Here is an 11827-nt window from a genome sequence, read left to right on the forward strand (position 1 = left end):
CAAGTGCGATTATGGCAAGGTAAGATGGCATCATGCCGCACATCGACCGATGGTACACTGCCTGCCTTGCCTTCTTCTTTTCTGTTTTCCCATGCCCAGAAAAGCTCTGACCGACGACCAGCGCCGCGCGCGGCGCGCCACGCTGCTACAGGCCGCCCAAGCGCTGTATCGCCAGTCCGGCCAATTGCCGACCGTGGCCCAGATCGCCGAGACGGCGGGCGTGGCCAAGGGGAGCGTGTACCTGTCTTTCCGAACCAAGGAGGCGATCTTCATCGCCCTCTTGGAAGACAGCTTCGAACGTCTGCTCTTTGGATTGACGCCATTGTTGCGCGCCCTGCCGTCCGAACCGGTGGCCGCCGCCGGTCATATCGCGCCGGCGCTGTCGGACTACTTGGCCGAGCAGCGCGAGCTGCTGTCGTTGGCCGGCATGGGCAATGCGGTACTGGAGCAAAACCTGCCGTTGGCCGAGATGCTGGCGTTCAAGCGTCGACTGGCGCAGGGGTTGGCGCAGGCCGGCGCCTTATTGGAAGCGCGCGCGCCGCAGTTGCTAGGACGCGGCGCGGCTTTTCTGTTGCAGACCTGGGGATTATGCGTTGGCTTGTGGCAGGCGCTGGATGCGCATCCAGGGCTGGCCGCATTGCGCGACGAGCCCGATCTTACGATCTTGCGACTCGATTTTCGCACCGAGCTGCGTCACGCGCTCTACGCCATGTGGCTTGGCGCACTCATGGGTTCACAACCCGTACTTCCTGACTTTATCGAATAGCGTGGTCTTGGGCATTTTCAGCGCTTCGCAGGCTCGGCTGAGATTGCCGTCGTGACGGCGCAGCGCCTCGGCGATCAGTACGCGCTCGAAATCCTCCACGCTTTGCGCCAGCGACGGCGTGTCGTTGCCGCGCGCTTCCGGCAAGAGCGGCGAGCGGATCCCGAGTGCGAAGCGCTCGGCCACATTGCGCAGCTCGCGCACATTTCCCGGCCAATCGTGGCCAAGCAATAGCGCCTGTTCGTCCGGTTCCAGCATCGGCGTCGCGCGGTCGAAGCGGGCACAAGCCTGCAGCAGGAAATGCTCGAACAAGAGCGGAATGTCTTCGCGGCGTTCGCGTAGCGGCGGGAGCTCCAGCGAGACGACATTCAGGCGGTAGTAGAGGTCGGAGCGGAACTGGCCGGCATCGCTCATGGCTTTGAGATCGAACTTGGTCGCAGCGACGATGCGGCAGTCGAGCGGTACCGGCGTATTCGAACCCAGGCGCTCGAAGCTGCGCTCCTGCAGCACGCGTAATAGCTTGATTTGCTGCGCGATCGGCATACTTTCGATTTCGTCGAACAGTAAGGTGCCGCCGTTGGCGTACTCGAACTTGCCGATACGTTTCTTCTTGGCATCGGTAAAGGCATGCGCTTCGTGGCCGAACAATTCGCTTTCGAATAGCGTATCGCTCAGGCCGCCGCAATTGAGCGCCACGAACGGCCGTTCGCTACGCTTGCTCGCCATGTGCAGGCAGCGGGCCACCAACTCCTTGCCCGAGCCGGTTTCGCCGTGAATCAGCACGTTGGCCGCGGTATCCGCCAAGTCGGCGATCATGGCGCGGATGCGCGCCATGGCCGGCGAGCGGCCGATCAGGTGCGTCTCCAGCGTGAATTTGCTTTGCAGCTGCTGTTCTAGATTGCGAACCGCCAGTCCCAGGCGGCGCTGTTCCAGCGCCCGCCGTGCCACATCGACCAGCCGTTCCGGCGAGAACGGTTTCTCCAGGAAATCGTAAGCGCCATCCTTCATGGCCTGTACCGCCAGATCGATGTCGCCGTGCCCGGTGATCAGGATGATTGGCAATTCGTCGTCGCGCAGTCGCAATTTTTTCAACAAGGCCATGCCGTCGGTGCCGGGCAGACGAATATCGCTGATGACGATGCCGGCAAAGCCGTGGGCGACCAGCTGCAACGCTTCCTCGGCGCTGCCGGCGCCCGCCACCGCGATGCCCTCCAATTCGAAGGCCTGCATGCAGCCGAGCAATACACTGGGATCGTCCTCGACGATGAAGACAGACATACCTTCAAACATGGACAGGCTCTCCGGAGTGTGCGGGCAGGGTCAGTGTGAAGATCGCCCCGCCATGCGGATGATTGGCCGCCGTCAGCGTGCCGCCGGCTTCGGCGACGATGCTGGCGGATAAAGCCAGGCCCAGGCCGAGTCCGACCCCGGCGGGCTTGGTGGTGTAAAACGGCTCGAACAGATGCTGCAGGCTTTTGGCCGAAAAACCGTGGCCGTTATCGTGCAAAGTGAGTTCGACCCGATTGCCGTCTTGCCGGCTGCGGATGACGATCAGCGCGCCGGGTTGATCTTGCAAGGCATCCAACGCATTGGTCAGCAGGTTGACCAGTACCTGTTCCAGCCTATTCGGGTCGCAATCGGCCAGTAGACCGGGCGCTTCTTCGCGCCGTACCTCGATGGCACCGTGGCGCAGGCGCTGATCGACCAGGAACAGGGCGTTGTCGAGCGTGTGTGTCAACGCCGATTGGCCACTGCTGGTTTGCGATTTGTGGGCGAAGGAGCGTAGCGCGCCGGTGATTCGGCCCATGCGCTCGACCAGTTGCCCGATGGTTTCCAGATTGCCGCTGGCGGTCGCGAGGTTGCCGCGCGCCAGATATTTCACCGTATTGGCCGACAGCGTGGAGAGCGCCGCCAACGGTTGGTTCAGTTCATGGGCGATCTGCGCCGACAGTTGGCCGACCACCGCCATCTTGCCGGCCTGGATCAGTTCTGCCTGGGTCTGGCGCAGGTGCGCTTCGGCGCGCGTACGCTCGGCGACTTCCTCCTTCAATTGGCAGTTGGCTGCCAAGAGGTCGGAAGTGCGCTCCTCGACCTTTTGTTCCAGTTGCAGATAGGCGCGATGCAGCGCCTCGCGTGCCGCCAGCTTGTCGCGCAGCCGGCGCCGGCGTTCATTGAGCAGCACCAGTCCGGTCAGGATCAGGATGGTCAGTACCGCAGCCAATCCGGCGCGGCTATAGGCTAGGCTATAGGCCGGCGCCAGGCTGATCAGTACCGATAGTTGCCAGTTGCTGCCGGCGAGCGGACGCGTCTGCTCCAGATAGCGGTGCAATGCCGAGTCGGCCACACCGGGCGGTGCCTGCCAACGCACCTCGCGGGCATCGCTCGACTGCCGGTGCAGTTCGTCGATTTTCAGCGGCTTGAGCTTGAAACGGTTGTATTGCCGCGTTTCGTCGAATTTGCGCAGATCGGCGCTCGACAAGCTGCCGAGCGTCGCGAATTTCCACTCCGGGCGCGAGGCCAGGATCACCACTCTGTTGGCATCGGCGACCCAGACCAGGGCCTTGTTCTGGCTCCAAGTATGTTCGAGATGCGCCAGACTGATCTTGACGACCGCAACGCCGATGGCGTTGCCGTCGTCATCCAGCGCTTGCGATAGGTAGTAGCCCGGCTCGTTGCGCGTGGTGCCGATACCGAAAAAGTGGCTGCTCTTGCCGATGATGGCTTCTTTGAAATAGGGGCGGAAGGCATCGTTTTCGCCGAGGAAACTGTCCGGCTGCTGCCAGTTGCTGGTGGCGAGCACCTGCCCCTGATTGTTCATGATGTAGATGGCCGTCGCGCCGGTGCGCTCGGTCAGGTGTTCCAGGTAGCGGTTGACCTGGCGCTGCAACTCTGGGTCCCGCGGCGTGTGCAACAGACCGACCACCGCCGGCGACAGGCCGAGCACGCCCGGCAGCCGAGCAAAGCGCTCCATTTCGCTGTCGAGCGTGGCGGCATACAGATCCAGGCGCTGGTTGGCGCCGTTTTCCAGTTCGGCCAGCGAGGACGACAAGCTAGCTTTGAAGGCCCAGAACGCAAAGCCCGTGACGATGAAGGAAATCAGCGCCAGATACAGGATGGAACCGGACAAGGAACGACGCTTGGACATGGGGTCGTAAACACAGAAAAGTAGCTATCCCGGCGAGAATAGTCAGAATGCCTGGGCAAGGCAAACTGCATGGTCAAGCTTTGGTAAATAAAAATGCCGTTCACTCAAACAGTGAACGGCATACGGGCGGATTCCCAATCGATGGGCGATCAGGCTTCCTGGTTTGCCAGCTGTCCTTCCGTTTCGACCGCGGCCGTGCTGGGCTCGGTTTGCGGTGCGTTCAGCATGTTTTCCATCTTGGCCACGGTAGTGGTGGCGATCGAGTTGGCCATCACGTTGGTGGCGGTGCGGATCATATCCAGGAACTGGTCGATACCCAGGATCAGCAGGATGCCGGCTTCCGGCAGATGGAACATCGGCAGCACGGCGGCTACCACCACCAGCGAGGCGCGCGGTACGCCGGCGATGCCCTTGCTGGTGACCATCAGCACCAACAGCATGGTCAGCTGGCTGCCGAGCGACATCGGTACGTTATAGACCTGCGAGATGAACAGCGCGGCGAACGATGCGTACATCACCGAGGCGGCCAGGTTGAACGAGTAACCCAGCGGCAGCACGAAGCCGGAAATCTTGCTGTCGACGCCGAAAGCGTCCAGTTGCTCCAGTACCTTCGGGAAGGCGGCTTCGGAGCTTGCGGTGGCGAAACCCAGCATCATCGGTGCGCGGATCTTCTTCATCAGCGCGAAGATGTCGCGGCCCAGGTACATGTAACCGATGCCCAGCAGGAACACCCACAGCGTGGCGATGGCCACCAGGAAGGCGCCCAGGAAGCGGGCGTAGATGATCAGCACGCCCAGACCTTGGGTGGAGATGGTGGAGGCCACGGCACCGAACACGCCGAGCGGGGCAAAGGCCATCACGATGCCGGTCAGCTTGAGCATGGTGTGCGCCACGTCGTCCAGCATTTTCAGCAAGGTGGTCGGGAAGCGGTTCTTGAGCTGCGCCATCGAAATGCCGAAGAACAGCGAGAACACGACGATCTGCAGCATTTCATTGTTGGTCATGGCCTCGAAGAAGCTCTTCGGGAACATGTGCGAAATGAAGTCGTGCAGATTGAGCGCGTTGGTTTTCAGACCGCTGGTGCCGGTCGGCATCGGCAGGTTGTAGCCCACGCCCGGTTGCAGCACGTTGGCGTAGAACATGCCGATCAACAGCGATACCAGCGATGCCACGATGAACCAGACCATGGCCTTGGCGCCGACGCGGCCGACCGACTTGGTATCCGAACTGGCGATACCGACCACCAGCGTGGAGAACACCAGCGGGCCGATGATCATCTTGATCATGCGCAGGAAAACATCGGTGAGAATGGAGAAATTGGCGGCGACGTTCTTGGCCGATGCCGCATCCAGTGAGTTATGACACAAGAAGCCGACGACGATACCGAGGATCAGCGCAATGCCGACCCACATCGTGATTTTATTCGATTTCATACAATCTCCGGTTCAAAAGCCGGCACGCTTTAACGGTGTCGATTCCGGTCCGTCGTCGCGTAGCCCTGTCCATTCGGTAACCTCCCGCAGGAGATGCCATTTGGTTGTGTGTGTGTGCACGATGCTGCGGCTGTCCCGCTGCCGCTGGCGGTTCATGACCGCCTTGTTGTCATCGTTGCCGCTTTAATAGCACGCGGCGTGCCAGCGACAAATCGGACGGTCGATAAGTTAAGGTGTTGATAAATAAATAAAAAATAAAACGCGCCGGGCGGCGCGTTTGGTTTTCCGTACTAGATGGGGTCAATGGCGTTCGAAAATCCGAACGCAAGGGCGTGTTATTCGACGCGGACGGGGACCGATAAGCGCGATGTCATGAGTTGCACGATGTCGCCGTGTTGATTACGGGTTTCGCTTTTTAGCGTGACCAAGCCGCGTGCCGGACGGGCCGGCGACGTTTTGATATCGGTGACTTCGCTGATGACCCGCAGTACATCGCCCGGCCTGGTCGGGCGCGGCCAGCGCAGCTCGGCGCCGGCGCCGACCAGGCCGCCTTCGACCGCCAGGCCGCTGCCGACCAACAGGCGCATGGTGACCGAGGCCGTGTGCCAGCCGCTGGCGGCGAGTCCGGCGAACAGCGTGTCGACGGCCGCGGCTTCGTCCAGATGAAAGGGTTGTGGGTCGAACTGTGCCGCGAAAGCCTTGATGGCTTCGCTGGTCATTTCATATTGCGTGCTGACGAAAGTCTGCCCTAGAGCGAAGTCCTGCAAATGTGTCGGAGCTGGGTGCGACATGGGCTTGGCGTCCTCCGTGCAAAATGGTTTGGTCGGAAATCGATTCTATGCCGATAGTCTATAAACAGACTATCGGCGCCCCCGGGATCGGGGCGCGCTATTTTTTGACGACAAGGAGATTGCAGATGACCCACATTGCCATCGTGTACTTCAGTGGTTACGGACATACCGCCAAACAGGCCGAAGCGGTGTACGAGGGGGCGGCCGCGGTGGCCGGCGCCACGGTCGCGATGTATCGCATCGACGCCGAGGGCAATTTGCCGGATGGCACCTTCGATGCGTTGGCCAAGGCCGATGCGATCATCTACGGCAGCCCGACCTACATGGGCGGCCCGGCTTGGCAATTCAAGAAATTCGCCGATGCCTCGTCCAAACCCTGGTTTGTCCAGGCGTGGAAGAACAAGCTGGCCGCCGGCTTCACCAACTCGGCCTCGGTCAATGGCGACAAGGGCTCGACCATCAACTACCTGTTCACGCTGTCGCAGCAGCACAGTCAGATCTGGGTCGGTACCGGCTTGATGCCGGCCAATACCAAGGCGCACGGTCCGGCGGACGTCAATTGGACCGCCGGCTTCGCGGGGGCCTTGTCCATTTCGCCGTCGGATGCTTCGCCGGACGAGGCGCCCCGCTCAGGCGATCTGGAAACCGCCCGGCAGCTGGGGCGCCGTGTGGCCGAGCTTGCCGGCCGCCTCGCCTGACATTCCGCCACCGCTCAACCGCGCGTGCCGAGCGCGCCGGCTTCGGCCAGCGCCTCCAGGAGCCGCGCGGTGCTCTCGCCGCTGACCGTGAACGGATCGAGCTGTGCTTGATCCGAGTAGCGCAGCAAGAGCGACATATTTAGCTTGTCGAGCGCGACGCGCGCCATGGCCCAGTTGGCGTAGCGGCGTTCGACGATCTCTTCGTAGCTCAGCAGCGTCACGTCCTGGTGGCGCGGGTCTTTCGCCAAGAGCTGGAATAGCCGGTTGACTTCGTCCCGCCCGCCTTCCAGTACCTGAACAAAGGTGTTGCGGCTGTAGCACAGCAGGCCGGTGATGCCCTTGGTCGGATTGTGCACTTGGGCTTGCGACAGGATGTCTTCGATCAGCCGCCCGGAAATGGCTTCTTGGGTATGACTGGCATAAATCAGGCGCACCAACATGATTATCCCCTGTGGATCAGCGACAAGAACTCGCGCCGCAGATTGGCGTCGCGCAGAAACGAGCCGCGCATCACGCTATTGGTCATTTTGGACTGGTTGTCCTTGACCCCGCGCCAATGCATGCAGAAGTGGTCGGCTTCCATGACGATGGCCAACCCATCCGGCTGTAGCTTATTCATCAGCAAATCCGCCATGTGCGACACGGCCTCTTCTTGGATTTGCGGCCGGGTCATCACCCAATCGATCAGGCGTGCATACTTGGACAGCCCAATCAGGTTGGAGTGTTCGTTGGGCATCACGCCGACCCAGACCTTGCCCATGATCGGGCACAGATGGTGCGAGCAGGCGCTGCGCACCATGATCGGGCCGACGATCATCAATTCGTTCAATTGCTCGACATTGGGAAACTCGGTCGAGGCCGGCATGGGCACATAGCGCCCCTTGAACACCTCGCGCACGAACATCTTGGCGACGCGCTTGGCGGTTTCCTGGGTGTTGTGGTCATGCTCGGTATCGATCACCAAGCTTTGCAGCACGTGCTGCATGTGCTGTTGTACCTCTGCCTGCAATTGTTCCAGTTCACCATCCTCGATGAACTCAGCGATATTGTCATTGGCATGAAAGCGCTTGCCGGCGGCTTGTAATCTCTCGCGGATGCGCTGGGAAACGGGCGAGGTTTCCTGGCCGCGCGTTTGTTCGGATTTGTTCATGGCGTGAAGACCTGGCTCAATAATGCTAAAACTTTATGCATATGTTTTAGGTTTTTTACGATGAAGGCAAGTATACGCATGAAAAGCTTACTTTTGGCCATCCCCAGCAAATTCAATCGCTTATCTTTTGTGGGGTTATTGACCCTGCTGGTCGCGGTTCGGGCGCTGGCCGGCCCGGCTGCGCCCGAGGCCGCGACGGGGTTCGCCGCCAAGGCGGCGGTCGAGAGCCGCCATCAGATGATCATCACGGCGACGCCGCTGTCGAGCCAGGCCGGTATGGCTATGCTTGCGCGCGGCGGCAGCGCGATCGATGCCGCCATTGCCGCCCAGGCGATGCTGGGATTGACCGAGCCGCAATCCTCCGGCATCGGTGGCGGCGCCTTTCTGGTGTATTTCGACGGTCGGCGCGTGGCGACCTTCGATGGGCGTGAAACCGCACCGGCCGCGGCCCGTCCTGATCGCTTTCTAAATGCCGAAGGTCAGGCGTTGGATTTCTACCGAGCGGTGGTCGGCGGCCGTTCGGTCGGCGTGCCGGGCGTGCTGGCCATGCTGTCCTTGGCCCACAAGCGTTACGGCCGCCTACCTTGGGCGATGCTGTTCCAGCCGGCGATCTCCCAGGCCGAGCGTGGTTTCCCGATCTCGCCGCGCTTGTATGGCCTGCTGGCAGGGGAACGTTTCCTCGCGCGGAGCGAGCCGGCGAAAAGTTATTTCTACCGCGCCGACGGCAGTCCCAAGCCGATCGGAACGATGCTGAAAAACCCCGCTTATGCCGCGACCTTGCGTCTGATCGCCCGCCGGGGGCCGGCGGCGTTCTACCGGGGCGAACTGGCGCGCGACATCGTCGCTGCCGTGGATCGGGCCGCGGGCAGCCCTGGCGATATGACCCTGGCCGACCTGAGAAACTATCGTGCCATCGAGCGCGAACCGGTGTGCGGCAGTTATCGCGACTACCGCTTGTGCGGCATGGGGCCGCCGAGCTCGGGCGGGGTGGCGGTATTGCAAATGCTGAAGGTGCTGGAGCGTTTCCCGCTCGCAAGCTATGCGCCGCAGTCGGTCGATGCCGTCCACTTGTTCAGCGAGGCCGGCCGCCTGGCGTTTGCCGATCGCGGCAAGTACCTGGCCGACCCCGATTTTGTGCGGGTGCCGACGCAAGCATTGCTCGATCCGGCGTACTTGGCGGGCCGCAGCCAGCTGATCGATCCACTCAAGTCGATGGGCAAGGCGCAGCCTGGCACCCTACCTGGCCAGCCGGTCGCCTGGGGCGCCGACAGTGCTGTGGAGCTGCCCTGCACCAGCCAGCTGACGATCGTCGATCGTTTCGGCCATGCCCTGAGCATGACCACCACCATCGAAGATCAATTCGGTAGTCGCATCATGGTGCCGGGGCGTGGGTTTCTGTTGAATAACCAGTTGACCGACTTTTCCTTCAATCCGGTCGACCAAGGACAGCCGGTGGCCAATCGCGTCGAGGGCGGCAAGCGGCCGCGTAGCGCCATGGCGCCGATGCTGGTGTTCGATGCAGAAGGCAAGCTGTATGCCATCGCGGGTTCCCCCGGCGGCAGTGCGATCATCAACTATGTGGCCCAGACCTTGATCGGGATGTTGGACTGGCATCTCGATCCGCAGCAGGCGGTATCGTTGCCGCATTACGGTAGCCGCAACGGTCCGACCGAGCTGGAGGCCGGCCGCGATTTGGATCAACTGGCGCCGCTCTTGGCGGCGCGAGGCCATCAAATTGAGCAGACCGATCTGACCAGCGGCTTGGCCGCCCTTGCGCGCTCGCGCTCGGGATGGGTCGGCGGTGCCGACCCGCGTCGCGAAGGCATGGTGCTCGGGAACTGACCGAAAGTGCGCAATATTGTCTAATCACTTGATCCTGACGTAACGTCATATTCTATGGTGCTGTCAGGAGGAAGGCTGCATGTGGCTGAAAATCGGTGAATTGGCACGGCGTACCGGGCTGACGGTGCGTACTTTGCATCACTACGACCATATCGGTTTGCTGTCGCCATCCGGGCGTAGCGGCGGCGGTTTCCGGCTGTATGGTCGGGACGATGTCGAACGGCTGCACCGTATTCTGGTACTGCGCCAACTCGGGTACGCCCTGGACGATATCCGCCAGTTGCTGGCGGTGCCCGAACCGGATCCGCGCCTGCTCGATCGGCAGATTGCCTTCCTCGATCGACAACTCCGACAGACCCAGATCCTGAAAGCCCGCCTGGAACGGCTACGCGCGCGCTTGGCCGAGCCTCATGGCGTGGAAATCGGCGACTGGCTGTCGATCCTGGAGATGATGGCCATGTTGGAAAAGCATTTATCCCCCGAGGAGTTGCAGACGCTACGCGAGCAGGAAGCTCGCAGCGGCGGCGAGCTCAACCGGGTCTGGACCGAATTGATGACGGCAGTGAGCGCGGCGATGGCGCAAGGCGCGACGCCGGATAGCGAAACGGGGCGAGAGCTCGGTTGGCGTTGGGGGCTGTTGCTGCGCGATATCACCGGCAACGATGTTTCGCTGGCGCTGAAGCTACGCGACTTGTATGTCGCCGAGTCGCGCGCGCAACAGATTCGCGGGCTGACGCCTACGATGATGGGTTGGTTGGCCGATGGTGCCGCCCATGCCCACGTGGCGTTGCTGGCACCGTTTTTGAGCAAGGCCGAGCAGCAGACGGTCCTGCAGCGCCAGCGGCGCCATGGCCCGTCCTGGGCGGTGCTGATCGCCGAAGTCAGACAGGCCATGCGACAGGGCATGGCGGTGGACGACGAACGAGCGCAAGCGTTGGCTCGGCGCTGGCTGGACTTGTTCGCCGACTCGTATTTCGGCGACGACAAGCAATTGGAGAGCCGGGTTCGTCGGGCATTCCTGCAGGAACCGCGCCTGACCCAGCATATCGGCGTCGACCAAGACTTGATTTCCTGGGTTCACCGAGCCATGGAGCACGTATACACCCCTTTTCGTACCCAGAGCGACAATCGCGCGCCCAAGCCCAGCGCCTTCATGGTCGCCGTGCAACGCGCGGCGCACCAATGGTATGACCGGCCGCTGGTGTTTACCGACCCGATGGCCATGACCATGGCCGGCGAGGTCGAGGCCGAGGCCATCCGCACCGAACTCGAACGTTTCGATAATCCGTTTGCGCTAGGGCTGCGCACTGCGCTGGCGGTGCGAAGCCGGTTGGCGGAAGACTTGTGGGCCGAAGCCGAACGGCGTGGCGTGCGCCAATACGTGATCCTCGGCGCCGGGCTCGATACCTATGCCTATCGAGGCGCCGCCGCGCCGGATACGCAGGTATTCGAAGTGGATCTGCCGGACACCCAGCAGTGGAAGCGCGCGCACATGGCCGAGTGCGGCATCGCCGAGCCGGCCTCGGTGCGCTATGTCCCGGTTTGCTTCGAACGGCAGACGCTGGCCGATGCGCTACAAGCGGCGGGCTTCAAGCACGACGAACCGGCGTTCTTTTCCTGGCTGGGGGTGGTGATGTACCTGGAGCCGGACGCCGTGATGCAGACGTTGGCTTTCATCGCCGGCTGCCCGGCCGGCAGCGGCGTGGTGTTCGACTACTCGCTGGCGTCGTCGGCGATGGGTGCTTTGGAGCAGAGCATCCAAGCCGGCATGGTGGCGCGGCTCGCGCAGATGGGAGAGCCGGTGAAGAGCTTCTTCGAGCCGGCGGCATTGTGCGAAAAGCTCGAGGCGCTGGGATTCGCCCTGGTCGACGACTATTCGGCGCAACGGCTTAACCAGCACTACCTCGCCGGGCGCGAAGACAATATGCACTATGCCGGCATCTCGCATATCATGCATGCCGCGCGTTCCGCCGCCGCGGAGTAAGCCGGTGAGCGCTCGGGCGAC

The 11827-nt window shown here is 62.1% G+C and carries 10 protein-coding genes; 4 read left to right on the plus strand and 6 right to left on the minus strand.

Features of this window, described 5'->3' with window-relative positions; genetic code table 11:
- Positions 1-91 precede the first annotated feature (91 nt).
- Complete coding sequence (locus tag DFP86_RS15705; protein ID WP_166642302.1) at positions 92-766, plus strand: TetR/AcrR family transcriptional regulator; 675 nt, start codon at positions 92-94, stop codon at positions 764-766.
- Here DFP86_RS15705 and DFP86_RS15710 read toward each other — a convergent pair.
- The 4 genes from DFP86_RS15710 to DFP86_RS15725 form a co-directional block, all read right to left on the minus strand.
- The gene (locus DFP86_RS15710) at positions 734-2053 is read right to left on the minus strand and encodes a sigma-54-dependent transcriptional regulator (RefSeq protein WP_133682981.1); all 1320 of its coding nucleotides are present in this window, start codon (positions 2051-2053) and stop codon (positions 734-736) included. The two genes, DFP86_RS15705 and DFP86_RS15710, sit on opposite strands and share 33 nt — an antisense overlap.
- Positions 2046-3908, minus strand: a complete 1863-nt coding sequence (locus DFP86_RS15715; protein WP_133682983.1) for a sensor histidine kinase — start codon at positions 3906-3908, stop codon at positions 2046-2048. The genes DFP86_RS15710 and DFP86_RS15715 overlap by 8 nt, the downstream gene beginning before the upstream one ends.
- 149 nt (positions 3909-4057) lie before the next feature.
- Positions 4058-5341, minus strand: coding sequence for a dicarboxylate/amino acid:cation symporter (locus tag DFP86_RS15720; RefSeq protein ID WP_133682985.1), 1284 nt, complete (start codon positions 5339-5341; stop codon positions 4058-4060).
- A 335-nt stretch (positions 5342-5676) separates the two neighbouring features.
- Positions 5677-6132 carry a MaoC family dehydratase gene (locus DFP86_RS15725; protein ID WP_133682987.1) on the minus strand — a complete coding sequence of 152 codons (456 nt, stop codon included), beginning with the start codon at positions 6130-6132 and terminating at the stop codon, positions 5677-5679.
- Between the two features lie 125 nt (positions 6133-6257).
- On the opposite strand from DFP86_RS15725, the gene DFP86_RS15730 reads away from it, so the two are divergent.
- The gene (locus DFP86_RS15730; RefSeq protein ID WP_133682989.1) at positions 6258-6830 is read left to right on the plus strand and encodes a flavodoxin family protein; all 573 of its coding nucleotides are present in this window, start codon (positions 6258-6260) and stop codon (positions 6828-6830) included.
- A gap of 14 nt (positions 6831-6844) precedes the next feature.
- Here DFP86_RS15730 and DFP86_RS15735 read toward each other — a convergent pair whose 3' ends face one another.
- Positions 6845-7270: a BLUF domain-containing protein gene (locus tag DFP86_RS15735; RefSeq protein WP_133682991.1), complete on the minus strand. Its 426-nt coding sequence runs from the start codon at positions 7268-7270 to the stop codon at positions 6845-6847.
- Between the two features lie 2 nt (positions 7271-7272).
- Positions 7273-7980 carry a GTP cyclohydrolase I gene (gene folE, locus DFP86_RS15740; RefSeq protein WP_133682993.1) on the minus strand — a complete coding sequence of 236 codons (708 nt, stop codon included), beginning with the start codon at positions 7978-7980 and terminating at the stop codon, positions 7273-7275.
- 78 nt (positions 7981-8058) lie between these two features.
- Here folE and ggt point away from each other — a divergent pair, with 78 nt between their 5' ends.
- Both ggt and DFP86_RS15750 read left to right on the plus strand, forming a co-directional pair.
- On the plus strand, positions 8059-9822 hold the full coding sequence (ggt, locus tag DFP86_RS15745) for a gamma-glutamyltransferase (RefSeq protein WP_133682995.1): 1764 nt from the start codon (positions 8059-8061) through the stop codon (positions 9820-9822).
- Positions 9823-9901: 79 nt separating this feature from the next.
- Positions 9902-11806, plus strand: a complete 1905-nt coding sequence (locus DFP86_RS15750; protein WP_133682997.1) for an SAM-dependent methyltransferase — start codon at positions 9902-9904, stop codon at positions 11804-11806.
- Positions 11807-11827 lie beyond the last annotated feature (21 nt).

The organism is Paludibacterium purpuratum (assembly GCF_004363805.1).
Lineage (GTDB): Bacteria > Pseudomonadota > Gammaproteobacteria > Burkholderiales > Chromobacteriaceae > Paludibacterium > Paludibacterium purpuratum.

Coding starts and splice junctions, on each gene's coding strand:
- DFP86_RS15705 (WP_166642302.1), top strand. CDS start 92: ATGCCCAGAAAAGCTCTGACCGACGACCAGCGCCGCGCGCGGCGCGCC.
- ggt (WP_133682995.1), top strand. CDS start 8,059: ATGAAAAGCTTACTTTTGGCCATCCCCAGCAAATTCAATCGCTTATCT.
- DFP86_RS15735 (WP_133682991.1), bottom strand. CDS start 7,270: ATGTTGGTGCGCCTGATTTATGCCAGTCATACCCAAGAAGCCATTTCC.
- DFP86_RS15730 (WP_133682989.1), top strand. CDS start 6,258: ATGACCCACATTGCCATCGTGTACTTCAGTGGTTACGGACATACCGCC.
- DFP86_RS15750 (WP_133682997.1), top strand. CDS start 9,902: ATGTGGCTGAAAATCGGTGAATTGGCACGGCGTACCGGGCTGACGGTG.
- DFP86_RS15710 (WP_133682981.1), bottom strand. CDS start 2,053: ATGTTTGAAGGTATGTCTGTCTTCATCGTCGAGGACGATCCCAGTGTA.
- folE (WP_133682993.1), bottom strand. CDS start 7,980: ATGAACAAATCCGAACAAACGCGCGGCCAGGAAACCTCGCCCGTTTCC.
- DFP86_RS15715 (WP_133682983.1), bottom strand. CDS start 3,908: ATGTCCAAGCGTCGTTCCTTGTCCGGTTCCATCCTGTATCTGGCGCTG.
- DFP86_RS15720 (WP_133682985.1), bottom strand. CDS start 5,341: ATGAAATCGAATAAAATCACGATGTGGGTCGGCATTGCGCTGATCCTC.
- DFP86_RS15725 (WP_133682987.1), bottom strand. CDS start 6,132: ATGTCGCACCCAGCTCCGACACATTTGCAGGACTTCGCTCTAGGGCAG.